This is a genomic window from Pseudomonas sp. ABFPK (genome assembly GCF_001586765.1).
GTDB lineage: Bacteria > Pseudomonadota > Gammaproteobacteria > Pseudomonadales > Pseudomonadaceae > Aquipseudomonas > Aquipseudomonas asiatica.
Map to the genome: position 1 here is coordinate 81,383 of NZ_LQXW01000003.1, position 24,090 is coordinate 105,472.

21 protein-coding genes are annotated in these 24,090 nt (G+C 65.4%); 14 read left to right on the plus strand and 7 right to left on the minus strand.

What is annotated here, in order from left to right; all coding sequences use genetic code 11:
- Positions 1-153: 153 nt before the first annotated feature.
- The 6 genes from WM94_RS03340 to WM94_RS03365 are packed head-to-tail and all read right to left on the minus strand — an operon-like array spanning position 154 to position 9,052.
- Positions 154-627, minus strand: coding sequence for a chemotaxis protein CheW (locus WM94_RS03340; protein ID WP_013974523.1), 474 nt, complete (start codon positions 625-627; stop codon positions 154-156).
- Positions 620-5,572, minus strand: a complete 4,953-nt coding sequence (locus WM94_RS03345) for an Hpt domain-containing protein (protein WP_061550441.1) — start codon at positions 5,570-5,572, stop codon at positions 620-622. Before WM94_RS03345 ends, WM94_RS03340 begins: the two co-directional genes overlap by 8 nt.
- A 48-nt stretch (positions 5,573-5,620) precedes the next feature.
- Complete coding sequence (locus tag WM94_RS03350) at positions 5,621-7,675, minus strand: methyl-accepting chemotaxis protein (protein ID WP_013974525.1); 2,055 nt, start codon at positions 7,673-7,675, stop codon at positions 5,621-5,623.
- Between the two features lie 11 nt (positions 7,676-7,686).
- Entirely contained in the window at positions 7,687-8,241 is a 555-nt protein-coding gene (locus WM94_RS03355) for a chemotaxis protein CheW (RefSeq protein ID WP_003257767.1), read from the minus strand.
- Positions 8,238-8,603, minus strand: a complete 366-nt coding sequence (gene pilH, locus WM94_RS03360; RefSeq protein WP_003257768.1) for a twitching motility response regulator PilH — start codon at positions 8,601-8,603, stop codon at positions 8,238-8,240. Before pilH ends, WM94_RS03355 begins: the two co-directional genes overlap by 4 nt.
- 47 nt (positions 8,604-8,650) lie before the next feature.
- A complete protein-coding gene (locus WM94_RS03365) occupies positions 8,651-9,052 on the minus strand; it encodes a PleD family two-component system response regulator (protein WP_003257770.1) in 402 nt (133 codons plus the stop codon).
- Positions 9,053-9,264: 212 nt separating this feature from the next.
- On the opposite strand from WM94_RS03365, the gene gshB reads away from it, so the two are divergent.
- The 14 genes from gshB (at position 9,265) to WM94_RS03435 (ending at position 23,185) form a co-directional block, all read left to right on the plus strand.
- A complete protein-coding gene (gshB, locus tag WM94_RS03370; protein ID WP_039612489.1) occupies positions 9,265-10,218 on the plus strand; it encodes a glutathione synthase in 954 nt (317 codons plus the stop codon).
- Between the two features lie 91 nt (positions 10,219-10,309).
- Positions 10,310-11,215: an energy transducer TonB gene (locus WM94_RS03375; protein ID WP_013974528.1), complete on the plus strand. Its 906-nt coding sequence runs from the start codon at positions 10,310-10,312 to the stop codon at positions 11,213-11,215.
- 171 nt (positions 11,216-11,386) lie between these two features.
- On the plus strand, positions 11,387-11,956 hold the full coding sequence (locus tag WM94_RS03380; RefSeq protein ID WP_015272081.1) for a YqgE/AlgH family protein: 570 nt from the start codon (positions 11,387-11,389) through the stop codon (positions 11,954-11,956).
- Positions 11,956-12,393 (plus strand): Holliday junction resolvase RuvX, encoded by a 438-nt coding sequence (gene ruvX, locus WM94_RS03385; protein WP_013974530.1) that lies wholly within the window; start codon positions 11,956-11,958, stop codon positions 12,391-12,393. The genes WM94_RS03380 and ruvX overlap by 1 nt, the downstream gene beginning before the upstream one ends.
- A gap of 49 nt (positions 12,394-12,442) precedes the next feature.
- On the plus strand, positions 12,443-12,961 hold the full coding sequence (pyrR, locus tag WM94_RS03390) for a bifunctional pyr operon transcriptional regulator/uracil phosphoribosyltransferase PyrR (RefSeq protein WP_003257772.1): 519 nt from the start codon (positions 12,443-12,445) through the stop codon (positions 12,959-12,961).
- A gap of 12 nt (positions 12,962-12,973) precedes the next feature.
- Positions 12,974-13,978: an aspartate carbamoyltransferase catalytic subunit gene (locus tag WM94_RS03395; protein WP_061550442.1), complete on the plus strand. Its 1,005-nt coding sequence runs from the start codon at positions 12,974-12,976 to the stop codon at positions 13,976-13,978.
- Positions 13,975-15,246, plus strand: a complete 1,272-nt coding sequence (locus WM94_RS03400; RefSeq protein ID WP_015272083.1) for a dihydroorotase — start codon at positions 13,975-13,977, stop codon at positions 15,244-15,246. The genes WM94_RS03395 and WM94_RS03400 overlap by 4 nt, the downstream gene beginning before the upstream one ends.
- A gap of 213 nt (positions 15,247-15,459) precedes the next feature.
- Positions 15,460-15,990 (plus strand): ATP-dependent protease subunit HslV, encoded by a 531-nt coding sequence (gene hslV / locus WM94_RS03405; RefSeq protein WP_003249309.1) that lies wholly within the window; start codon positions 15,460-15,462, stop codon positions 15,988-15,990.
- 76 nt (positions 15,991-16,066) lie between these two features.
- Positions 16,067-17,410: an ATP-dependent protease ATPase subunit HslU gene (gene hslU / locus WM94_RS03410; RefSeq protein WP_015272084.1), complete on the plus strand. Its 1,344-nt coding sequence runs from the start codon at positions 16,067-16,069 to the stop codon at positions 17,408-17,410.
- A 171-nt stretch (positions 17,411-17,581) separates the two neighbouring features.
- A complete protein-coding gene (locus WM94_RS03415; RefSeq protein ID WP_003249306.1) occupies positions 17,582-17,959 on the plus strand; it encodes a gamma-butyrobetaine hydroxylase-like domain-containing protein in 378 nt (125 codons plus the stop codon).
- A 269-nt stretch (positions 17,960-18,228) separates the two neighbouring features.
- Positions 18,229-19,908: a class II poly(R)-hydroxyalkanoic acid synthase gene (gene phaC / locus WM94_RS03420; protein WP_015272085.1), complete on the plus strand. Its 1,680-nt coding sequence runs from the start codon at positions 18,229-18,231 to the stop codon at positions 19,906-19,908.
- 62 nt (positions 19,909-19,970) lie between these two features.
- Positions 19,971-20,822: a poly(3-hydroxyalkanoate) depolymerase gene (gene phaZ / locus WM94_RS03425; RefSeq protein ID WP_015272086.1), complete on the plus strand. Its 852-nt coding sequence runs from the start codon at positions 19,971-19,973 to the stop codon at positions 20,820-20,822.
- Between the two features lie 52 nt (positions 20,823-20,874).
- Entirely contained in the window at positions 20,875-22,557 is a 1,683-nt protein-coding gene (gene phaC, locus WM94_RS03430; protein ID WP_039612490.1) for a class II poly(R)-hydroxyalkanoic acid synthase, read from the plus strand.
- Positions 22,558-22,570: 13 nt separating this feature from the next.
- A complete protein-coding gene (locus WM94_RS03435) occupies positions 22,571-23,185 on the plus strand; it encodes a TetR/AcrR family transcriptional regulator (protein ID WP_025340913.1) in 615 nt (204 codons plus the stop codon).
- Between the two features lie 130 nt (positions 23,186-23,315).
- On the opposite strand, the gene WM94_RS03440 is transcribed toward WM94_RS03435, so the two are convergent.
- Positions 23,316-24,089 (minus strand): phasin family protein, encoded by a 774-nt coding sequence (locus WM94_RS03440; protein ID WP_061550443.1) that lies wholly within the window; start codon positions 24,087-24,089, stop codon positions 23,316-23,318.
- Position 24,090 lies beyond the last annotated feature (1 nt).

Here is a 24,090-nt window from a genome sequence, read left to right on the forward strand (position 1 = left end):
CACAGACCTCCTGAGGTGGGCTGGGTTCCTGCGTCCTTCTGTTCCGGCCTCTTCGCGGGTAAACCCGCTCCCACAGGGATCCCACGATACCAGAGGGTGGCGCACTACCTGTGGGAGCGGGTTTACCCGCGAAGAGGCCCTGTGTCTTACATCCTACCCAAGCTCAGGTTGCAATTGCGCGTCACGCACCAGCCGTTCCAGCCCGGCCAGGTCCGGCACCCGCGCTACCTGTTCGCCCACCTGCACCGCCGCCAGTTCCAGGCGACCCAACGCCACGTCCACGTAGTTCAGCTGGCTGTCCAGCTTGCATGAGCGCGGTATGTCCTGCAGCAACAACGCCAGGTAGCGCAGACCGGTATCACCCAAGGCATTGAGCACCACCACGCGTGCCCGCTCGCCGCAGGGTGTCTCGCCACCGCACGCGGCTTCGAAGCCGATCAGCGGCAGGCGCTGCTGGCGCCAGTCGATCCAGCCCAGGTGCCAGGCCGGCTCGCCGCGTTGGCACACCACATTGCGCTGGCCACTCAACTCGGCCACCGCCACGTTGGGCAACACCAGGGTACGGTCACCCAACGGCAGCAAAAGCCCGGTCAGGCTGCTGCGTTGGCCGGCGATCAGTTCAAGCATGGGTCTGGCTCCAGTGGGCAATGCTCTGCAACAGGACCGACTCCTGATACGGCTTGCCCAGGTATTCGTTGACGCCGATGGCCATGGCGCGGTCGCGGTGCTTCTGCCCGGTGCGCGAAGTAATCATTATGATCGGCAAGTCTTTCAGACGCTCGTCACGGCGGATACGTGTGGCCACCTCGAAGCCGTCCATGCGCGGCATCTCGATGTCCAGCAGCAACACATCGGGGCGGTGTTCTTCCAGCAGGGCCATTGCATCGACCCCGTCCTTGGCCGTCAGCACACTCATGCCGTGGCGCTCCAACAGGCGGCTGGTGACCTTGCGCACAGTCACCGAATCGTCCACCACCATTACCAGCAACGCCCGCCGTGGCGCAGGGCCGAACACCTGGCGCCGAGCCGCACCGCCACCCGGCAGGCGCGCCAGGCGCCGCTGCTGGCCACGCAACTGGCCCAGCAGGTCGAGAATCAGTACCACCCGACCATCGCCCAGCAGCGTCGCCCCCGACAACCCGGCAACCGCGGCAAACTGTGGCCCCAGGCTCTTCACCACGATCTCGCGGCTGGGCGACAGGCTGTCGGCCTGGATGGCGAACGACTGCTCCTGGGAATGCACCAGCAGCACCGGCAGCGGCACGCTCTGCCCGAGCAATGCCGGGCGCGGCATGCCCTGCAGCAGCTCACCCAGGTAGCGCAGCTCGTATTCGTGGCCGGCGTACACATAACGCGGGGCGTCCAGTTGGTAGCACGCCGCCAGTTCGGCCGGCGGCACGCGGACGATGCCCTCGATGGTGTTCAGCGGAATGGCGTACTGCTCTTCGCCCAGGTGCACCATCAGCGCACGGTTGACCGACACGGTGAACGGCAGGCGGATCAGGAAGCGCGCCCCCTTGCCTTGGGCCGACTCGATACTCATCGAGCCACCCAGTTGCTTGACCTCTTCGTGCACCACGTCCATGCCCAGGCCACGCCCGGAAATCTGGGTGATCTTCTCGGCAGTGGAAAAGCCCGGGCGCAAAATGAATTGAAGGATCTCGTGATCGCTCAATTGCGCCTGCGGGTCCAACAGGCCGCGCTTGATGGCCTTGCGGCGGACCGCTTCCAGTGGCACGCCGGCACCGTCATCGGTCATTTCGATAACGATATCCGCGCCTTCGTGCAGCAGATTCAGGTGAATGGTGCCCTGCTCCGGCTTGCCCGCGGCCAGGCGTATTTCGCGGCTTTCCAGGCCATGGTCGACGGCGTTGCGCAGCATGTGCTCCAGCGGCGCCACCATACGTTCGAGCACGCTGCGGTCGAGCTCACCCTCGGCATTGCCGACCACCAGCTCAACCTGCTTGCCCAGCTCGCTGGCCACCTGCCGTACCACACGCTGCAAGCGCGGCACCAGACGCTCGAAGGGTACCATCAGGGTAGCGGTCAGGCCTTCCTGCAACTGGCTGTTAACCCGCGCTTGCTGCTGCAGCAGGCTGTGGGCTTCCTGGGCGCGCTGTGCCAGGGTTTCCTTGAGGTCAAGCAAGTCCGAGGCGGACTCGAACAAGGCCCGCGACAGCTGCTGCAGTTGCGAGTGGCGGTCCATTTCCAGCGGGTCGAAGTCGTCATAGGCATCGCCTTCGAACTGCTGCCGGCTGGACATCCGCCCTTGGGTCTCGATATCCAGGCGCAGCAACTGGTCGCGCATGCGCTCGAGGGTGGTTTCCATCTCGTTGAGGGTGAACTGCGCATCGTTCACCTGCTGCTCGATGCGCCCGCGGATGATCGAGTGCTCACCGGCCAGGTTGCCCAGGTCGTCGAGCAGCTCGGCATCGACCTTGACCATGTCGCCTGGTGCCCGCTCCGGAGCCACCGCCGGCGCCTCACTGGTCGCGGCCTCGACCGGCCCTTGGCCGGCAGCGCTGTCGGCCAGGGCCGAGAAGCTGAAGTTGCGGATGTAGTCGATCAGCGCGGTGGCAGCATGCAGCGGTTGCCCCAGGCGCACGGCATCGAGCATATGCGCCAGGCGGTCATGGCAGTTCTGCAGCAAGGCGAACAGTGGCGCGCTCGGTGGCATACGGCCTGCGGCCAGCAGTTCGTAGAGAAACTCCAGCTCGTGGGCCAGGTCGCCGATCGGCGCAATTTCGACCATGCGCGCCACACCCTTCAGGGTGTGCAGGTCGCGCATCAGGTTGTCCACCTCGACACTGCTGCGCGGGTCGGCCTGCCAGCGCGCCAGGGCAGCGGCGGCACTCTCGACGATGTCCGAGCTTTCTTCGAGGAAGACTTCCAGCAGCTCTTCGCCTGGGCTTTCCGGCTCTTCGACCAGCGGCTCGGCCACAGCTGGCAGCAAAGGGTTGTGCGCAGGCCCGAGGTCAAGGGTATCGGCCAGGTCCATGTCCGGATGCAACGGCGTGACCGTGTCGATGCCCACCAGGCCAGTGGCCTCCGGTGCCAGGGCCTGGCCAAGCAGGTGGCGCAGGCTGTCGACCAGCTCTGGCCTTGGCGGGATGTCCTGCCCGGCCGCCACTTCGTCGAGCATGTCCAGCAGTGCTTCATGGGCCCGCTGCACGTGGGCGAAGAACCGTGCATCGGCGGGCAGGCTGCCCTCCTCCACGGCGCCGTACAAGTCGAGCAAGGCCTCGCACACGTCATCCATCTGCCACAGGTCGGCCAGATGCGCAGCGTGGCCCAGGGTAGTCAGTTCGTCGAGCAGGGTGTCCAGCGCATCGCGCTGGCCGGGCTGTTCCTGCCAGCGCGACAGCAACGACTCGGCATCCAGCAGGATATCCATGGCCTGGGCCAGGAAACTGGCGATCAACTGCGGGTCGCGCTTGCTGCGCCGCGCATGCTGCGGGTCGTCATGCAAGCTGGCCAGGTGCGCGTCCACCGCCTGGCCGACCTGCTCGATCAGTTCCGCGGCGCCGGGGATGGCTGCCAACGGCGTGCTGTCGAGTTGCGCCAGGCCCAGGTGGAACAGCGAGCGCGCAGCTTCCAGCCATTCGATCTCGGCCATTTGCAGGGGCAGTTGGTGGCCCTTGTATTCACGTGCCAGGCGGTCGAAGGCGGTGGCCAGTTCGGCGACCGGCATCACCCCGGCCATGGCGGCACTGCCCTTGAGCGTGTGCAGGGCGCGCTGCAGGCCATCGCTGACCTGCGTTTCGTGGCCGTCGGCGCCCTGCAGGAAAGTATCCAGGCTGGCCAGGTGGCCCTGCGCCTCGCTGCGGAAAATGTCGAGCAGTTGCGGATCGAGGCCGTCGATGTCGGCCGCCACCGGGGCATCGTTTTCGGCCAGGGCATGCAGGTGCCCGGCCAGTTGCTCGATTTCCGTCAATTGCGGCAACTGGCCTGCGGCGAAGTCGGCCAGTAGGTCGGGCAGGTAGACGAATACCTGCTGCAGGGCCACCACGCCTTCCGGGCTGAGCACGCTGCGGCCCTCGAGTACCCGGTTCAGCAGGTGTTCTGCGCCCCAGGCCAGCTCGGCCACCGCCTCGGCATGCACCATGCGGCCACTGCCCTTGAGCGTATGCAAGGCGCGGCGTACTTCTCCCAGTGCCTCGCGCTGCTGGTTGTCGGCACGCCAGCGCAACCAGTGGCGCTCGATTTCCGGCAGCAGTTCACCGGCCTCGTCGAGAAACACTTCACGCAGCTCGTCATCGATGCCATCAGCGCTGCCATCATGGCCTGCGGTGGCCTCGACCATCTCGCAGTGCACACCCAGTGTCGCCAAACTGGCGCGCGCCATGTCGATGAAGGGCTGGCCATCCGCCAATGGGTCCGCCACCCGCCATTGCAGGTAGCATTCGGCGGCGCTCAGGGCCTCGGCCAAGTGCGTCAGCTCATCGGCTGGCGGCTCCACCTCCAGGTGCTGCAGCCACCGCTGCACATAGCTGGCGCAACCGGCAAACAGCTCGGCCACGGTCGGCAGCATCAACATCGCCAGTGCACCACGAATCTGCTGCAACAGCCCTGGCAAAGGTTGCAGGCGTTGCCGAGGCCAGCCGGATTCCAGGCAATCGCCGATCAGGTCCTTGGCCTGCTGCAGCACATTCAGCGACTCGTTCAACACCAGCTGGCGGATTTCGGCCAGGTCCGAGCCCGGCAGGCCGCCCTGGCCGTTTTCCTCCAGCGGGCCGACCATGCCATTGAGCGTGGCCTCCACGTACAGCAGGGCCCCCGCTACATCCATCAACACCGCGTCGTCCACGGCCCGCTCGCCCTGGGCCAGGGCCTGCAGCGCCAGCACCTGGTCGATGATCACCCGGCGTGGCTGCTGGAAGCCAAGCACCGCGAGGGTGTCGGCCACGTGGCGCAGCGGTGCCAGCAGGGCATCGAGCTGCTCGCTGTGCTGGCGGTCGCCACGCACGAACTGGTCCAGGCGCTCCTTGATGCGCATCAGGTCGTCGCACAGCGCGGTCACCACCGAGCGCAGGGCATCGCGGCCCGGCCCTGCCTGCAGCTGGTCGCGCCAGTTGCCCAGCGACAGGTCGAGGTTGGCCAGGTCGTCGGCACCGGCAAAGCGTTGGGTGGCGCCGCTGATCAGGCTGGCCTGGGCCAACGGCTCCTCGCCACGGCAGGCACGCAGTTGGTTGAGCAGCGGCAGCATCACCAGTGGCAGGTCGTGGCGGGCGCCGCGCAGGCGCTCCAGATACGACGGCAGTTGCTCCAGGCCGCGGAACAACGCGCCCAGGCAATCACCGCGGGGGCTGACCTGCCCATCGGCCAGGGCCTTGGCGAACAGCTCCAGTTCTTCAGCCAGGCGCGTGGCACCGCGCAGTTCGAGCATGCGCAGGCAACCGTGCACCTGGTGCAGGTTGTCGACCACGAATGCCAGCATCGACAGGTCGCCAGGCTCGCCGGCAAAGCGCTCCAGCGCCTGGCGCGCCTGGCCCAGGCAGTCGAGGATGGCGGCTTTGGTCCAGGCCAGCGCCACGGTGTCGTGGCGCTCGGGGCTTACAGCTGCTACAGCCATGGGCATTCCTCGGCGCGGCTTTTCAGTAGAGCTCATCAGTAGGGCTCTTCACTTGGGCTCTGCTGGTGGTGGCAGGGTGAACCCGGACACCGAACGGCGCATCTCGCTGGCCATGCGTGCCAGGTGGCGGATGCTGTCGGCAGTGGCGCCGGAGCCGGCGGAGGTCTGCGCGGTAATCTGCTGGATGACCGCCATGGTGTGGGAGATCTGCCCGGCAGACGAAGTCTGCAGCTGGGCGGCATCGGAGATGCTGTGGATAAGGTCGGCGAGGTTCTGCGAGACGCCTTCGATCTCGGCCAGCGCCACCCCGGCATCCTGGGCCAGGCGGGCACCGCGCACCACCTCGGCGGTGGTCTGCTCCATGGATATCACCGCCTCGTTGGTGTCGGCCTGGATGGTACGCACCAGCGCTTCGATCTGCCGGGTGGCCGACGACGAGCGTTCGGCCAGGCGCTGCACTTCGTCGGCGACCACGGCGAACCCACGGCCGGCCTCGCCGGCCAGCGAGGCCTGAATCGCCGCGTTGAGGGCGAGGATGTTGGTCTGGTCGGCAATGTCGTCGATCAGGCTGACGATATCGCCGATTTCCTGGGAGGACTCACCGAGGCGCTTGATCCGTTTGGCGGTGTCCTGGATCTGTTCGCGAATGTTGTCCATGCCGTTGATGGTGTTGTGCACCACCTCGTTGCCCTTGTTGGCGATCGCCACCGAGCGCTCGGCCACCTTGGCCGACTCGTAGGCATGCGCCGAAACCCGGTCGATCGATTCGACCATGTCGCCAACCGCCTCGGAAGCCTCGCTGATCTGCTCGGCCTGGTGCTCCGAGGCCTTGGCCAGCTGGCGTGCGGTGTTCTGTGTGTCCTGCACGGCGGCAGCGACCTGCACGGCACTGTGGTTGATGGTGGCGACCAGGTCGCGCAATTGGTCCACGGAATAGTTGATCGAGTCGGCAATCGCGCCGGTGAAGTCTTCGGTCACCGATACGGTCACGGTCAGGTCGCCGTCAGCCAGCTCTTCGATTTCGTCGAGCAGGCGCATGATCGCCTGCTGGTTGCGTTCGTTCTTTTCCGCCGTCTCGCGCAGCTGGCGGTTGGTGGTGCGTACCATGACCAGGCCGATGAGGATGATCGAAGCCAGCGCCAGAAGGCCCAGGACATAGCCGCCGACGGTGTCGAGCGTGCGCCCGCCAGCCAGGTTCTCGAAACCGTTGGCCAGGTGCGAGGCCTCGTCGAGCAGGGTTTGCGACAGGCTGAAGATGTTGCCCGCAGCCTCGCGCACGCGGAACAGTTCCGGCGAGGTTTCGAGGATTTCATCCACCGAGCCGGCAACGAACTGGAACAGCTCGGCAATTTCAGCCAGGCGCGCACGGGCATCGGCGTCCTCGACACGGGTCACCTGGATCGCCGCGTTGCCACTGAGCATGCCCTCGAGCACCTGGCCGAAGCGCCCGGCATCGCGGCCGAAGGCATCCGCCGCCTGGGCCGCGGCATCGTCACCGGCCAGCACGGTGTTGACCGAGCCGAGAATGCGTTCGGCCAGCAGCAACTGGCGCTGGGCCACCGCCACCTGGCTGGCCGGGGCGCCACTCTGCAGCAGGATTTCGACCACTTTCTCGTATTCCACCTGCAACTGCGGCACGGTCTCGGCCAGGGTCGCCGCCACCTGGTGCAGCGACAGCACGGTCTGCTCGCTGGCCAGGATGGTGTCGGTGTTCTTGCGCAGGTTTTCCCAGTCGCGGCGTACCGCTTCCATCTCGTCACGCACCATGGGCGGCGCAGGTGGCAGGCCGGTGGACTTGTCACCTTCACGCAAGTAGCCCCAGCGCCGTTCGAAATCGTTGCGCGCGTCCGACAGCAGCTTGAAGGCCAGGGCCTTGCCGGTGGCGGCTTCGGTGGCGTTCTTGGCGATGCGCTGCGACAGCACCCGCAGTTCGCCGGCGTGGCCGATGTACTGCTTGTCGTAGTTGGACTGGGTGTTCAGGTAGGCAAAGTTGGCGAACAACAGAATGATCGACAGGATCAGGATCAGGAACAGCACGGTGATCTGCGCGATGCTGCGGGTACGTGGGGTCACGGTGGTGACGGGGGTGGCAGGCTTGTTCACGTTCGCAGGTCCTATAACGCCACATCGAGAAAGCCCGGCGCCTGGGCCAGGGCGAAGGGGCTGAAGATCGCCCAGTTGCGTTCACGCGGGAAGTGCCCCTGCACGAAAGGTGCAGCGGCGCGGATCAGGGGCTGTGGCGGCGACAGTTGCAGGCTGTCGAGGGCAAAGTGCTGCAGGCCCAGCACCTCGTCCACCAGCAGGCCGACGAACAGGTCCTCGTGGTCCAGCACCAGCACCCGCCGCTGCTTGCCCGGGGCGGCGTGGCCCAGGCCGAAGAAACTGCTCAGGTCCATCACCGGTAGCAGCCGGCCGCGCAGGTTGGCTACCCCGCAAACCCACGGCTGCACGCCGGGGACGCGGCTGCTGCGCGGTTCGCGCAGCACCTCGGCAACCTCGCCCATGGGCGCGACGAACCATTGCCCGGCTATGCGGAAGCCGATGCCGCTCCACTGTTGCAGGCGGTTGTCCTGCGGCGGCTGGTCGGCGACCAGCAGGCGGCAGCGCCGGTCGATGTCCAGCAACAACTCGAAGGCGGTCAGCGACGCGCCCTGCGGGCGGGTGGTCAAGCCCCGAGCACTTCTTTGAGCTTGGCGATCAGCGCGTCCTCTTCCACCGGCTTGGTCAGGAAGTCACGAGCGCCCTGGCGCGTGGCCCAGATACGGTCGGTTTCCTGGTCCTTGGTGGTGACCACGATCACCGGGATGGTGCTGGTTTCCGGGTCCTTGCTGAGCTGACGGGTTGCCTGGAAGCCGTTCATGCCGGGCATCACGATGTCCATCAACACCGCGTCGGGCTTGTCCTGCCGTGCCAAGGCCACGCCATCGGCACCGTTGTTGGCCTTGAGCACCTGGTAGCCGTGCTTTTCCAGCCATTCGGTCAATCGGTACATCTCTGTCGGCGAGTCGTCGACAATCAGAACTCGGGCCATGCTGGTTCCCCATCAGGAAAGAAAGACCGTGCCATGGCGGGGCGCGGTCAGGGTGCGTGTTGTTGGGCTGCGGCAAAACCGGGCACGTGGGCGCGGATCGCGTCGAGCAGTTCTTCCTTGCTGAACGGTTTGGTCAGGAACTGGTCGGAGCCGACCACCCGGCCGCGGGCCTTGTCGAACAGGCCGTCACGTGACGAAAGCAGAATGACCGGGGTGTCCTTGAAGGCACTGTTGTGCTTGATCACCGCGCAGGTCTGGTAGCCGTCCAGGCGCGGCATCAACACATCGACGAAGATGATGCTGGGCTGGTGGTCGACGATCTTGGCCAGGGCATCGAAGCCATCACTGGCGGTGATCACCTCGCAGCCCGCTTCACCGAGCAACATCTGTGCGGTGCGGCGGATCGTGCGCGAGTCGTCGATCACCATCACCTTCAGGGGTTGTTCCATCACTTGGGCTACCGTCGCTGCTTATGCCGAATTCCTGGAGCTGCTGCGCAGCCCCAAAGGCCTGTTGTATAGCGCTATGACTGGCATTTTTAGCACACTCCGGGTGGCCGTTCCATCTGCGGCGCCCCTTGACCGGCGGCGTTCACGGCGCCACCCTGAGCCACTTTTCTTTCGATCCATCGCGGCCACGTGCCGCCAAGAGGAACCACCCCATGAGCGTTCGCCTCGGCATTGTCATGGACCCCATCGCGTCCATCTCCTACAAGAAGGACAGCTCGCTGGCCATGCTGCTGGCCGCCCAGGCGCGCGGCTGGAGCCTGTTCTACATGGAACAGCGCGATATGTACCTGGGCGCCGGCCAGGCCCGTGCGCAGATGCGCCCGCTGAAAGTGTTCGCCGACCCGGCCCGCTGGTTCGAGCTGGGCGAGGAGCAGGATAGCGCGCTGGCCGAGCTGGACGTGATCCTGATGCGCAAGGACCCGCCCTTCGACATGGAGTTCGTCTACAGCACCTACCTGCTGGAGCAGGCCGAGCGCGAGGGGGTACTGGTGGTCAACCGCCCGCAGAGCCTGCGCGACTGCAACGAAAAACTGTTCGCCACCCAGTTCCCGCAGTGCATGGCGCCTACCCTGGTCAGCCGCCGTGTCGACATCCTGCGCGAGTTCGCCGACAGCCGTGGTGACGTAATCCTCAAGCCGCTGGACGGCATGGGCGGCGCCTCGGTGTTCCGTCACCGCAAGGACGACCCTAACCTGTCGGTGATCCTCGAGACCCTGACCCAGCACGGCGGCCAGCAGATCATGGCGCAGGCCTACCTGCCCGAGATCAAGGACGGCGACAAGCGCATCCTGATGATCGACGGCGAGCCGGTGGACTACTGCCTGGCGCGTATCCCGGCCAGCGGCGAGACCCGTGGCAACCTGGCCGCCGGTGGCCGTGGCGAAGCACGCCCGCTGACCGACCGCGACCGCTGGATCGCCGCCCAGGTCGGCCCGACCCTGCGCGAGAAGGGCCTGATGTTCGTAGGCCTGGACGTGATCGGCGACTACCTCACCGAAATCAACGTCACCAGCCCCACCTGCATCCGCGAGATCGATGCCGCCTACAACACCGACATCGGCGGGCAATTGATGGATGCCATTGATCGCCAGCTGAAGGCGCGCTGACCGCCGACGCACGGCAACAACCCAGAGTGGGGTATGATGCGGGTCCTTTTGGCCTGGCCTGCTACCCCGCCCTGCGGTTGCTGGAAACCCGATGACGCTGCCCGCTGACATCCCCGCCGACCTGCTGCCCCCCCGTGTTCGCCCGGTGGACCGGCTCGGCTTTACCCTGTTCCTGGCTGCCCTCGTGCACCTGGCGCTGATCCTCGGCGTCGGCTTCAGCGTGGTCAAGCCTGCCGAAATCCGCCACACCATGGACATCACCCTGGCCACCTTCAAGAGCGAGAAACCGCCGGAGAAGGCCGATTTCCAGGCCCAGGACAACCAGCAGGGCAGCGGCACCCTGGACAAGAAAGCGGTGCCCAAGACCACCGAACTGGCACCGTTCCAGGACAGCAAGATCAACAAGATCACCCCGCCACCCGCCGCGAAGCCCGAGGTGGTACCGCCCCCTGTCCCGCAGAAGTCGGCGGTAGTGACCACGGCGCCCAAGCCGCAGAAGGTCGAGCCCAAACCCAGGGAAAGCAAACCGCAGCCCAAGCCGGCAGCTCCGGCACCGGACTTCGACAGCTCACAGTTGTCCAGCCAGATCGCCAGCCTGGAGGCGGAACTGTCCAACGAACAGCAGATGTACGCCAAGCGCCCGCGCATCCATCGGCTCAACGCCGCCTCGACCATGCGCGACAAGGGTGCCTGGTACAAGGAGGAGTGGCGCAAGAAGGTCGAGCGGGTGGGCAACCTGAACTACCCCGATGAAGCGCGCCGGCAACAGATCTACGGCAACCTGCGCATGATGGTGTCGATCAACCGCGATGGCTCGCTGTACGAGGTACTGGTGCTGGAGTCGTCCGGGCAACCGGTGCTTGACCAGGCGGCGCAGCGCATCGTGCGGCTGGCGGCGCCGTTTGCGCCGTTTACCGGGGACCTGGCCGAGTTTGACCGGCTGGAGATCATCCGCACCTGGCGCTTTGCCCGTGGGGACCGTTTGTCCAGTAACTGACCTGCGGCATTATGCGGTCCCTGTGGGAGCGGGTTTACCCGCGAAAGCGTCCGACTAAGCGACATCATTGCCTGATCTGGCGCATTCGCGGGTAAACCCGCTCCCACAGGAAACGCGCAAGCCTCGTTACGCACCTTGTCAGTCTCGCCACCTGGCGCCACACTATCCTCCATGAAAACCCTCACGCCGAGCTACCTCAAGCATCAGTTCCTGATCGCCATGCCGCACATGGCCGATCCGAACTTCGCCCAGACCCTCACGTACATCGTCGAGCACAACGCCCATGGCGCCATGGGCCTGGTGGTCAACCGGCCGCAGGAGCTGAACCTGGCCGACATCCTCGAGCAGCTGCGCCCGGACGAAATGCCACCGGCCAGCACCTTGCAGGTGCCGATCTACCAAGGTGGCCCGGTACAGACCGACCGTGGCTTCGTGCTGCACAGCAGCGAATGCAGTTTCCAGGCCACCGTGGCGCTGGAAGGGCTGTCGCTGACCACCTCGCAGGATATATTGCTTGCCATCGCCGCCGGGGTAGGCCCGAAACAGAGCCTGATCACCCTGGGCTATGCCGGCTGGGAAGCGGGCCAACTGGAAGCGGAGCTTGCCGACAACGCCTGGCTCAACTGCCCGTTCGACCCGGAAATCATCTTCGGCCTGACCAGCGACCTGCGCCTGGAAGCCGCCGCCGCCAGCCTGGGGATCAACCTGAACCTGCTGACCAGCCAGGCGGGCCACGCCTGATGGCTGAACTGCACCCTGAACTGCGTCTGCTGCTGGGCTTCGACTACGGCAGCAAACAGATCGGCGTAGCCGTCGGCCAGGTGGTCACCGGCCAGGCCCGCGAGCTTTGCACCCTGAAGGCACAGAACGGCGTGCCGGACTGGGCCCAGGTGGAAAAGCTGATTGCCGAATGGAAGCCCGACGCCATCGTCGTCGGCCTGCCGCTGAACATGGACGGCACCCCCAGCGAAATGAGCGCCCGCGCAGAAAAGTTCGCCCGCCGCCTGAACGGCCGCTTCAACCTGCCCGTGCACACCCACGACGAACGCCTGACCACCTTCGAGGCCAAGGGCGAGCGCATGGCCCGTGGCGGCCAGCGCGGCAGCTACCGCGACAACCCGGTCGATGCCATCGCCGCCGCCCTGTTGCTGCAAGGCTGGCTGGAGGCCAATACCTGATCATCTTTGCCGCCGGCCCCGCCCGGCGCACCCTTCCGAGGAGCCCGCAATGAGCCTACCCAATCCCGCCGACCTGATTCGGCAGATGGCTGTCGACCTTCGTGCCCACCTGGCGCGCCGGGCAATTAACGAACCGCGCTACATCGGTATCCGCACCGGCGGCGTCTGGGTTGCCCAGGCCCTGCAGGAAGCCATGGGCGACACCAGCCCCATGGGCACTCTGGACGTCTCGTTCTATCGCGACGACTTCAGCCAGAACGGCCTGCACCCGCAAGTGCGCCCGTCCGAGCTGCCGTTCGAGGTCGAGGGCCAGCACCTGGTGCTGGTGGATGACGTGCTGATGAGCGGCCGCACGGTACGCGCCGCGCTCAACGAACTGTTCGATTATGGCCGCCCGGCCAGCGTCACCCTGGTCTGCCTGCTGGACCTGGATGCTGGCGAACTGCCAATCCGCCCGAATGTACTCGGCGCCACCCTGTCGCTGCCCCCCCATGAACGGGTAAAATTGACCGGACCCGCACCGCTCGCCCTCGAGCGCCAGGACCTCGCCTCCGCTTCCGCCCTTTAAGAGTCCCCCGCGATGACGCCAATCGACGCCAAGCGCCCGCTGCAGCTCAATGATCAGGGCCAGCTGCGCCACTTCCTCTCGCTCGACGGTTTGCCCCGCGAACTGCTCACCGAGATCCTCGACACCGCCGACTCCTTCCTGGAAGTCGGTGCCCGGGCCGTGAAGAAGGTCCCGTTGCTGCGCGGCAAGACTGTGTGCAACGTGTTCTTCGAGAACTCCACCCGTACCCGTACCACGTTCGAACTGGCGGCCCAACGCCTGTCGGCCGACGTGATCAGCCTGAACGTGTCGACCTCCTCGACCAGCAAGGGCGAAACCCTGTTCGATACCCTGCGCAACCTCGAAGCCATGGCCGCCGACATGTTCGTGGTGCGCCACTCCGATTCCGGGGCTGCGCACTTCATCGCCGAGCATGTGTGCCCGGAAGTTGCCGTGATCAACGGTGGTGACGGCCGCCACGCGCACCCGACCCAGGGCATGCTCGACATGCTCACCATCCGCCGCCACAAGGGCAGCTTCGAGAACCTGTCGGTGGCCATCGTCGGCGACATCCTGCACTCGCGCGTGGCCCGCTCCGACATGCTGGCGCTCAAAGCGCTGGGCTGCCCGGACATCCGCGTGATCGGCCCGAAAACCCTGATCCCGATCGGTATCGAGCAGTACGGCGTGAAGGTCTACACGGACCTCGCCGAAGGCCTGAAGGACGTCGACGTGGTGATCATGCTGCGCCTGCAGCGTGAGCGCATGGCCGGCGGCCTGCTGCCCAGCGAAGGCGAGTTCTACCGCCTGTTCGGCCTGACCACCGCGCGCCTGGCCGGCGCCAAGCCCGACGCCATCGTCATGCACCCGGGCCCGATCAACCGTGGCGTGGAAATCGAGTCGGCGGTGGCCGACGGCAAGCACTCGGTGATCCTCAACCAGGTCACCTACGGCATCGCCGTGCGCATGGCCGTGCTGTCCATGGCCATGAGCGGGCAGAACGCGCAACGTCAATTCGACCAGGAGAACACCCAGTGACCATCAGTATTCTCGGCGCCCGGGTCATCGACCCGAACAGCGGCCTGGACCAGGTCACCGACCTGCACCTGGACGGGGGCCGTATTGCCGCCATCGGTGCAGCCCCGGCCGGCTTCAGCGCCAGCCGCACGATCCAGGCTGATGGCCTGGTCGCCGCACCCGGCCTGGTCGACCTCGGCGTGTCCCTGCGCGAGCCGGGCTACAGCCGCAAAGGCAACATCGCCAGTGAAACCCGCGCCGCCGTCGCCGGCGGTGTCACCAGCCTGTGCTGCCCGCCGCAGACCAAGCCGGTGCTGGACACCTCGGCCGTGGCCGAGCTTATCCTTGACCGCGCCCGCGAGGCTGCCAACAGCAAGGTCTATCCGATCGGCGCCCTGACCAAGGGCCTGGAAGGCGAGCAACTGGCCGAGCTGGTGGCACTGCGCGACACCGGCTGCGTGGCCTTCGGCAATGGCCTGAAGGAAATCCCCAACAACCGTACCCTGGCCCGCGCCCTGGAATACGCCGCCACCTTCGACCTGACCGTGGTGTTCCATTCCCAGGACCGCGACCTGGCCCAAGGCGGCCTGGCTCACGAAGGTGCCATGGCCAGCTTCCTCGGCCTGCCGGGCATTCCGGAAACCGCCGAGACCGTGGCCCTGGCGCGCAATCTGCTGCTGGTGGAACAGACCGGCGTGCGTGCGCACTTCACCCAGATCACCAGCGCCCGTGGCGCACGGCTGATCGAGCAGGCCCAGCAGCTTGGCCTGCCGGTGACCGCCGATGTGGCGCTGTACCAACTGATCCTTACCGACGAGTCGCTGCGTGAGTTCTCCAGCCTGTACCACGTGCAGCCACCGCTGCGCACCGCCGCCGACCGTGACGGCCTGCGTGCGGCGGTGAAGTCGGGCGTGATCCAGGCGATCTCCAGCCATCACCAGCCACACGAGCGCGACGCCAAGCTGGCCCCGTTCGGCGCCACCGAGCCGGGCATCAGCAGTGTCGAACTGCTGTTGCCGCTGGCCATGACCCTGGTGCAGGACGGCCTGCTCGACCTGCCAACCTTGCTGGCCCGCCTGAGCAGCGGCCCGGCGGCGGCCCTGCGCCTGCCGGCCGGCGAGCTGAAAGTGGGAGGCGCGGCCGACCTGGTGCTGTTCGACCCGCAAGCCTCGACCGTGGCCGGCGAGCAGTGGTTCTCCCGCGGCGAGAACTGCCCGTTCATCGGCCACTGCCTGCCGGGTGCGGTGCGTTATACCTTGGTCGATGGGCATGTCTGCCACGAGGCCTGAGTAACCCTCACTGGCCTCATCGCCGGCAAGCCAGCTCCCACAGGAAATCACTGCCCTCAATGCCTGTGATATCCGTGTTGGAGCTGGCTTGCCGGCGATGAGGCCAGTACAGGGGAACACCTACCATTCATCCCCCACGGTTGAAATCCTTCCCCCCACCCCCATATGAGTCTGCATCAGGCACTTTCGCCCCGCTGCGTGGAGACTCTCCCCTTGACCACCATCGTTTCTGTCCGCCGTAACGGCAAAGTCGTCATGGGCGGCGACGGCCAGGTATCCCTCGGCAACACCGTGATGAAAGGCAACGCCAAGAAGGTGCGCCGCCTGTACCACGGCCAGGTCATCGCGGGCTTCGCCGGCGCCACCGCCGATGCGTTCACCCTTTTCGAGCGCTTTGAAGGCCAGCTTGAAAAACATCAGGGCCACCTGGTCCGCGCCGCCGTCGAGCTGGCCAAGGAATGGCGTACCGACCGTTCCCTGAGCCGCCTGGAAGCCATGCTGGCCGTGGCCAACAAGGACGCCTCCCTGATCATCACCGGCAACGGCGATGTGGTCGAGCCCGAAGACGGTCTGATCGCCATGGGTTCCGGCGGTGCCTACGCCCAGGCCGCAGCACGCGCCCTACTGAACAAGACCGACCTCTCGGCCCGTGAAATCGCCGAGACCGCCCTGAACATCGCCGGCGACATCTGCGTGTTCACCAACCACAACCTGACCATCGAGGAGCAGGACCTGGCCGACTGATCAGCTGTTCTGGCGCTCCATCCCGGTGATGGGGCTTTTCCACGCTGAATCATTCTGCCCGAGGACCCTATTGATCATGTCCATGACCCCCCGCGAGATCGTCCACGAACTCAACCGCCACATCATCGGCCAGGACGACGCCAAGCGCGCCGTGGCAATCGCCCTGCGCAACCGCTGGCGGCGCATGCAGCTCCCCGCCGAGCTGCGCGCCGAAGTGACCCCGAAGAACATCCTGATGATCGGCCCAACCGGCGTCGGCAAGACCGAAATCGCCCGCCGCCTGGCCAAGCTGGCCAATGCGCCGTTCCTCAAGGTCGAAGCCACCAAGTTCACCGAAGTGGGCTACGTGGGCCGCGACGTCGAGTCGATCATCCGTGACCTGGCCGATGCAGCATTGAAGATGCTGCGTGAGCAAGAGATCATCCGCGTGCGCCACCGCGCCGAAGACGCCGCCGAAGACCGCATCCTCGATGCCCTGCTGCCGCAGGCGCGGGTCAGCAGCTTCGCCGAGGAAGCCGCGCAGACCAGCACCGATTCCAACACCCGCCAGCTGTTCCGCAAGCGCCTGCGCGAAGGCCAGCTGGACGACAAGGAAATCGAGATCGAAGTGGCCGATGCCGTGGGCGTCGAAATTGCCGCGCCGCCCGGCATGGAAGAAATGACCAACCAGCTGCAGAGCCTGTTCGCCAACATGGGCAAAGGCAAGCGCAAGGCGCGCAAGCTGAAGGTCAAAGAGGCTCTGAAGATGGTTCGCGATGAAGAAGCGAGCCGCCTGGTCAACGAGGAAGAACTCAAGGCCAAGGCCCTGGAAGCTGTCGAGCAGCACGGCATCGTGTTCATCGACGAAATCGACAAGGTTGCCAAGCGCGGCAACGTTGGCGGCGCCGACGTGTCCCGTGAAGGCGTGCAGCGCGACCTGCTGCCGCTGATCGAAGGCTGCACCGTCAACACCAAGCTGGGCATGGTCAAGACCGATCACATCCTGTTCATTGCCTCGGGTGCGTTCCACTTGAGCAAGCCGAGCGACCTGGTGCCCGAACTGCAAGGCCGCCTGCCGATCCGTGTGGAGCTCAAGGCCCTGACCCCGGAAGACTTCGAGCGCATCCTGCAGGAGCCGCACGCGTCGCTGACCGAACAGTACCAGGCCCTGCTCAAGACCGAAGGCCTGAATATCGAGTTCCTCGCCGACGGTATCAAGCGCCTGGCCGAGATTGCCTACCAGGTGAACGAGAAGACCGAGAACATCGGTGCCCGCCGCCTGCACACCCTGCTCGAGCGTTTGCTCGAAGAGGTGTCGTTCAGCGCTGGCGACCTGGCCAGCACCCATGACGAAGCGCCGATCCAGATCGACGCGGCGTATGTGAACAGCCACCTGGGTGAGCTGGCGCAGAACGAAGACCTGTCGCGTTACATCCTGTAAGACCGCAGGGGGCCGCCTTGCGGCCCATCGCGACGCAAGGCCGCTCCTACAAGGGAACGCGATCTCCTGTCGGAGCGGCCTTGTGTCGCGATGGGCTGCAAAGCAGCCCCCTTGCACAATCCCCCGAATCTCCTGAAGCTGTGCACCATCAGCTCCCGAGAGATTCCGCCCATGGCCCGCCTGCCCACCGCCATCAACCTGCACAAAGCCTCGAAAACCCTCAGCCTCACCTACGCCCCCGGCGAGGTCTACCACCTGCCCGCCGAATTCCTGCGCGTGCACTCCCCCTCCGCCGAGGTCCAGGGCCACGGCAACCCCATCCTGCAGTTCGGCAAGATCAACGTCGGCCTCAGCGGGCTGGAACCTGCCGGGCAATACGCACTGAAACTGACCTTCGACGACGGCCATGACAGCGGCCTGTTCACCTGGGAGTACCTCGAGCAACTGTGCCTGCGCCAGGAACAGCTGTGGGCCGAGTACCTCGACGAACTGCACAAGGCCGGGAAATCCCGCGACCCCGCCGAGTCGGTGGTCAAACTCATGCTCTAGCGCAAGGCCTTCAGGATTTAGAGCGCATTTTCTAAATTCATTTGTTTGAATACCTTACAGACAGCCCAGTGAAGGGCTGTCTTGCGCATTACATGAAAGTCGGGTAACCAATGGGGGGTGGCAAGTTCCCTGCATCAAATTGCAGGTAGCCAGAACCCTCGCAGCACCGCTGTTCCTTATCACTGGTCACCCGAGTAGCAGTACCGGGCTCAGAACTGTGCACCCGCCACAGCAACCGGTACTCGTCTCAGGACAACGGAGCGTCGTAGATGAGTAACAAGAACAACGATGAGCTGCAGCGGCAGGCCTCGGAAAACACCCTGGGGCTGAACCCGGTCATCGGTATCCGTCGCAAGGACCTGTTGAGCTCGGCACGCACCGTGCTGCGCCAGGCCGTGCGCCAACCGCTGCACAGCGCCAAGCATGTGGCCCACTTTGGCCTGGAGCTGAAGAACGTGCTGCTGGGCAAGTCCAGCCTTGCCCCGGAAAGCGACGACCGTCGCTTCAATGACCCGGCATGGAGCAACAACCCACTTTACCGCCGCTACCTGCAAACCTATCTGGCCTGGCGCAAGGAGCTGCAGGACTGGATCGGCAGCAGTGACCTTTCGCCCCAGGACATCAGCCGTGGCCAGTTCGTCATCAACCTGATGACCGAAGCCATGGCGCCGACCAACACCCTGTCCAACCCGGCAGCGGTCAAACGCTTTTTCGAAACAGGCGGCAAGAGCCTGCTCGATGGCCTTTCCAACCTGGCCAAGGACCTGGTCAACAACGGCGGCATGCCCAGCCAGGTGAACATGGACGCCTTCGAGGTGGGCAAGAACCTGGGCACCAGTGAAGGCGCCGTGGTGTACCGCAACGATGTGCTGGAGCTGATCCAGTACAGCCCCATCACCGAGCAGGTGCATGCCCGCCCGCTGCTGGTGGTGCCGCCGCAAATCAACAAGTTCTACGTATTCGACCTGAGCCCGGAAAAGAGCCTGGCGCGCTACTGCCTGCGCTCGCAGCAGCAGACCTTCATCATCAGCTGGCGCAACCCGACCAAAGCCCAGCGCGAATGGGGCCTGTCCACCTATATCGATGCGCTCAAGGAGGCGGTCGACGCGGTGCTGGCGATTACCGGCAGCAAGGACCTGAACATGCTCGGTGCCTGCTCCGGCGGCATCACCTGCACGGCATTGGTCGGCCACTATGCCGCGCTAGGCGAGAACAAGGTCAATGCCCTGACCCTGCTGGTCAGCGTGCTGGACACCACCATGGACAACCAGGTCGCCCTGTTCGTCGACGAGCAGACCCTGGAGGCCGCCAAGCGCCACTCCTACCAGGCCGGCGTGCTCGAAGGCAGCGAGATGGCCAAGGTGTTCGCCTGGATGCGCCCCAACGACCTGATCTGGAACTACTGGGTCAACAACTACCTGCTCGGCAACGAGCCGCCGGTGTTCGACATCCTGTTCTGGAACAACGACACCACGCGCCTCCCGGCCGCCTTCCATGGCGACCTGATCGAGATGTTCAAGAGCAACCCGCTGACGCGCCCGGACGCCCTGGAAGTGTGCGGCACTCCGATCGATCTGAAACAGGTCAAATGCGACATCTACAGCCTCGCCGGCACCAATGACCACATTACCCCTTGGCAGTCGTGCTACCGCTCGGCGCACCTGTTCGGCGGCAAGATCGAATTCGTGCTGTCCAACAGCGGCCATATCCAGAGCATCCTCAACCCGCCAGGCAACCCCAAGGCGCGCTTCATGACCGGTGCCGATCGCCCAGGTGACCCGGTGGCCTGGCAAGAAAACGCTACCAAGCATGCGGACTCCTGGTGGCTGCACTGGCAAAGCTGGCTGGGCGAACGTGCCGGCGAGCTGAAAAAGGCACCGACCCGTCTGGGCAACCGTGCCTATGCCGCTGGCGAGGCATCCCCGGGCACCTACGTTCACGAGCGTTGAGCTGCAGCGCCGTGGCCCCTGCGGGGCGCCACGGTGTTCATTTCACCCCATGAGTCACGCGCATGCCGCAACCCTATATCTTCAGGACCGTCGAGCTGGACAACCAGTCCATCCGCACCGCCGTCCGCCCGGGCAAGTCGCATCTGACGCCGCTGCTGATCTTCAACGGCATCGGCGCCAACCTGGAGCTGGTGTTTCCGTTCATCGAGGCGCTGGACCCGGACCTGGAAGTCATCGCCTTTGACGTGCCCGGGGTCGGCGGCTCGTCCACGCCGCGCCACCCTTACCGCTTCCCCGGGTTGGCCAAGCTGACGGCACGCATGCTCGACTACCTCGACTACGGCCAGGTCAATGTCATCGGTGTGTCGTGGGGCGGCGCCCTGGCCCAGCAGTTCGCCCACGACTACCCCGAGCGCTGCAAGAAGCTGGTGCTGGCCGCCACTGCCGCCGGTGCGGTGATGGTGCCGGGTAAGCCCAAGGTGCTGTGGATGATGGCCAGCCCGCGGCGCTACGTGCAGCCGTCGCATGTCATCCGCATTGCGCCGACGATCTATGGCGGCGGCTTCCGGCGTGACCCGGACCTGGCCATGCAGCACGCCGCCAAGGTGCGCTCCGGCGGCAAGATGGGCTACTACTGGCAGCTGTTCGCCGGGCTTGGCTGGACCAGCATCCATTGGCTGCACAAGATCCAGCAGCCGACCCTGGTGCTGGCAGGCGACGACGACCCGTTGATCCCGCTGATCAACATGCGCCTGCTGGCCTGGCGAATTCCCAATGCCCAGCTACACATTATCGACGACGGCCATCTGTTCCTGATCACCCGGGCCGAGGCCGTCGCCCCGATCATCATGAAGTTCCTTCAGCAAGAGCGTCAGCGCGCTGTCATGCACCCTCGCCCGGTTTCGGGCGTGTAGGGGCGGGCTTGCCCGCGATGCGGCGCCATGGTTAGAACGAGGGAGTGTTGCCATGAAAGACAAAACGGCCAAAGGAACGACAACGCTTCCCGCCACCAGCATGAACGTGCAGAACGCCATCCTCGGCCTGCGCGGCCGTGACCTGATTTCCACGCTGCGCAATGTCAGCCGCCAAAGCCTGCGTCATCCGCTGCACACCGCGCATCACCTGTTGGCCCTGGGTGGTCAGCTGGGCAGGGTGATGCTGGGTGACACACCGTTTCAGCCGAACCCGCGCGATCCGCGCTTCAGCGACCCGACATGGAGCCAGAACCCGTTCTACCGGCGCGGCCTGCAAGCCTACCTGGCCTGGCAGAAGCAGACCCGCCTGTGGATCGAGGAAAGCCACCTGGACGACGATGACCGGGCCCGTGCGCACTTCCTGTTCAACCTGATCAACGATGCACTGGCGCCGAGCAACTCGCTGCTCAACCCGCTGGCGGTCAAGGAACTGTTCAACAGCGGTGGCCAGAGCCTGGTACGCGGCGTGGCCCACCTGCTCGATGACCTGCGCCACAACGATGGCCTGCCACGCCAGGTCGACGAGCGCGCCTTCGAAGTGGGCGGCAACCTGGCCGCAACCGCCGGCGCCGTGGTGTTTCGCAACGAGCTGCTGGAGCTGATCCAGTACAAGCCGATGAGCGAAAGGCAGCATGCCAGGCCACTGCTGGTGGTGCCGCCGCAGATCAACAAGTTCTACATCTTCGACCTCAGCCCGACCAACAGCTTTGTCCAGTACATGCTCAAGAGCGGCCTGCAGGTGTTCATGGTGAGCTGGCGCAACCCCGACCCGCGCCACCGCGAATGGGGCCTGTCCAGCTACGTGCAGGCCCTGGAAGAAGCGCTCAACGCCTGCCGCAGCATCAGCGGCAACCGCGACCCCAACCTGATGGGTGCCTGCGCCGGCGGCCTGACCATGGCCGCGCTGCAGGGTCACCTGCAGGCCAAGCACCAACTGCGTCGGGTGCGCAGCGCCACCTACCTGGTCAGCCTTCTGGACAGCAAGTTCGAAAGCCCCGCCAGCCTGTTCGCCGACGAGCAGACCATCGAGGCCGCCAAGCGCCGCTCCTATCAGCGCGGCGTGCTGGATGGCGCCGAGGTGGCGCGGATCTTCGCCTGGATGCGGCCCAACGACCTGATCTGGAACTACTGGGTCAACAACTACCTGCTCGGCAAGACACCACCAGCCTTCGACATCCTGTACTGGAACGCCGACAGCACACGCCTGCCCGCCGCGCTGCATGGCGACCTGCTGGACTTCTTCAAACTCAACCCGCTGACTCACCCAGCCGGCCTGGAGGTATGCGGCACCCCCATCGACCTGCAGAAGGTCGATCTGGACAGTTTCACCGTGGCCGGCAGCAACGACCACATCACCCCGTGGGATGCGGTGTACCGCTCGGCCTTGCTGCTGGGCGGCGACCGTCGCTTCGTGCTGGCCAACAGCGGGCACATCCAGAGCATCATCAACCCGCCCGGCAACCCCAAGGCCTATTACCTGGCCAACCCCAAGCTGTCCAGCGACCCGCGAGCCTGGTTCCACGATGCCAAGCGCAGCGAAGGCAGCTGGTGGCCGTTGTGGCTGGAGTGGATCACCCCGCGCTCCGGCCCGCTCAAGGCACCGCGCAGTGAACTGGGCAATGCCACCTACCCACCGCTGGGCCCTGCGCCGGGCACCTACGTGCTGACCCGATGAGCATGCCGACTGGATGAAGACTCGCGACCGTATCCTCGAATGTGCCCTGCAGCTGTTCAACCAGCAGGGCGAACCGAACGTATCCACCCTGGAAATTGCCAACGAACTGGGCATCAGCCCCGGCAACCTCTACTACCACTTCCACGGCAAGGAGCCGTTGGTGCTGGGGCTGTTCGAGCGCTTTGAAGAAGCGCTGATGCCCTTGCTCGACCCGCCGCTGGAGGTACGCCTGGATGCCGAGGATTACTGGCTGTTCCTGCACCTGATCGTCGAACGCATGGCGCAGTACCGCTTCCTGTTCCAGGACCTGTCGAACCTGACCGGGCGCCTGCCCAAACTGGCTCGCGGCATGCGCAGCCTGATCAACGCGCTCAAGCGCACGCTGGCGGCGTTGCTGGCCAGCCTCAAGGGCCAAGGGTTGGTAGAGAGCGAGACCCAGGCGCTGGGGCAACTGGTGGAGCAGATCACCCTGACACTGATGTTCTCGCTGGATTACCAGCGGGTACTGGGGCGCGAGGGGGATGTGGGGATTGTGGTGTACCAGGTGATGATGCTGGTGGCGCCGCATCTGCAGGCCCAGGCGCGGGGGGCGGCGGAGCAGTTGGCGGTGAGGTATCTGGAGGGGTAAGCCTGACAGAAATGTATTGCAGCAGCCGACGCATTCGCGGGTGAACCCGCTCCCACAGGTACGGTGCAGAGCTTACAAGCGGCGCAGCACCTGTGGGAGCGGGTTTACCCGCGAAGAAGGCGACGCGGTATCAGATCAGGGTACCGGTGCCTGTCGGTGCCGAAGGCGGATTGGTGGCCGGAGCCGCGGTTGGTGCAGGAGCTGCGCTAGCGGCCGGAGCGGCGCTGGCCGCTGGAGCTGCCGGCTTGGCGGCTGCTGGCTTGGCCGGTGCTTTCTTCACTGCAGGCTTCTTCGCCACAGCCGGCTTGGCCGCTGCCGGTTTCGCCGCAGGCTTGGCCGCCGCAGTCTTGGCAGCAGGTTTAGCCGCTGCGGCCTTGGCCGCCGGCTTGGCCGCCGCGGTTTTCGCCGCAGGCTTGGCCGCTGCCGTCTTGGCCAGTGGCTTGGCCGCCGCCTTGCTCGCAGCCGGTTTGGCTGCAGTGCGCGACGAAATCGGGGTAACCGAAGCGCCGGTGAGTTTCTCGATCTGCTTGGTCAGGCTGTCCACCTGCTGGTGCAGGGCCTTGATCTCGTTGCGGCTCGGCACGCCGAGGCGCGAGATGGCGCTGTTCAGGCGCTTGTCGAAGGCCTCTTCGAGTTCGCTCCACTTGCCCAGCGCACGGTCCTTCACGCCCGACACACGCGAAGTGGTCGACGACTTGGCAGTTTCAGCAACATCTTCGGCGGTCTTCTTCGCCTGCTTCTCGGCCTTCTCGCCATCCTTCACCAGCGAGTCGAACAGCTTCGGGCCGTCCTGGTCGATCTTCGAATAGATACCAAGCCCCGCCAGCCAGATCTTGCGGGAGTACTTCTCGATCCCGCCGACCCAGGAGCTGCCTTCTTTCTCGGAATTCTTCTTGCCAGCCATC

Bases quoted from the DNA above. Each gene is read 5' to 3' on its own strand.
- WM94_RS03340 (WP_013974523.1), bottom strand. From the start codon at position 627: ATGCTTGAACTGATCGCCGGCCAACGCAGCAGCCTGACCGGGCTTTTG.
- WM94_RS03345 (WP_061550441.1), bottom strand. From the start codon at position 5,572: ATGGCTGTAGCAGCTGTAAGCCCCGAGCGCCACGACACCGTGGCGCTG.
- pilH (WP_003257768.1), bottom strand. From the start codon at position 8,603: ATGGCCCGAGTTCTGATTGTCGACGACTCGCCGACAGAGATGTACCGA.
- WM94_RS03365 (WP_003257770.1), bottom strand. From the start codon at position 9,052: ATGGAACAACCCCTGAAGGTGATGGTGATCGACGACTCGCGCACGATC.
- gshB (WP_039612489.1), top strand. From the start codon at position 9,265: ATGAGCGTTCGCCTCGGCATTGTCATGGACCCCATCGCGTCCATCTCC.
- WM94_RS03375 (WP_013974528.1), top strand. From the start codon at position 10,310: ATGACGCTGCCCGCTGACATCCCCGCCGACCTGCTGCCCCCCCGTGTT.
- WM94_RS03380 (WP_015272081.1), top strand. From the start codon at position 11,387: ATGAAAACCCTCACGCCGAGCTACCTCAAGCATCAGTTCCTGATCGCC.
- ruvX (WP_013974530.1), top strand. From the start codon at position 11,956: ATGGCTGAACTGCACCCTGAACTGCGTCTGCTGCTGGGCTTCGACTAC.
- pyrR (WP_003257772.1), top strand. From the start codon at position 12,443: ATGAGCCTACCCAATCCCGCCGACCTGATTCGGCAGATGGCTGTCGAC.
- WM94_RS03395 (WP_061550442.1), top strand. From the start codon at position 12,974: ATGACGCCAATCGACGCCAAGCGCCCGCTGCAGCTCAATGATCAGGGC.
- hslU (WP_015272084.1), top strand. From the start codon at position 16,067: ATGTCCATGACCCCCCGCGAGATCGTCCACGAACTCAACCGCCACATC.
- WM94_RS03415 (WP_003249306.1), top strand. From the start codon at position 17,582: ATGGCCCGCCTGCCCACCGCCATCAACCTGCACAAAGCCTCGAAAACC.
- phaC (WP_015272085.1), top strand. From the start codon at position 18,229: ATGAGTAACAAGAACAACGATGAGCTGCAGCGGCAGGCCTCGGAAAAC.
- phaZ (WP_015272086.1), top strand. From the start codon at position 19,971: ATGCCGCAACCCTATATCTTCAGGACCGTCGAGCTGGACAACCAGTCC.
- phaC (WP_039612490.1), top strand. From the start codon at position 20,875: ATGAAAGACAAAACGGCCAAAGGAACGACAACGCTTCCCGCCACCAGC.
- WM94_RS03435 (WP_025340913.1), top strand. From the start codon at position 22,571: ATGAAGACTCGCGACCGTATCCTCGAATGTGCCCTGCAGCTGTTCAAC.
- WM94_RS03440 (WP_061550443.1), bottom strand. From the start codon at position 24,089: ATGGCTGGCAAGAAGAATTCCGAGAAAGAAGGCAGCTCCTGGGTCGGC.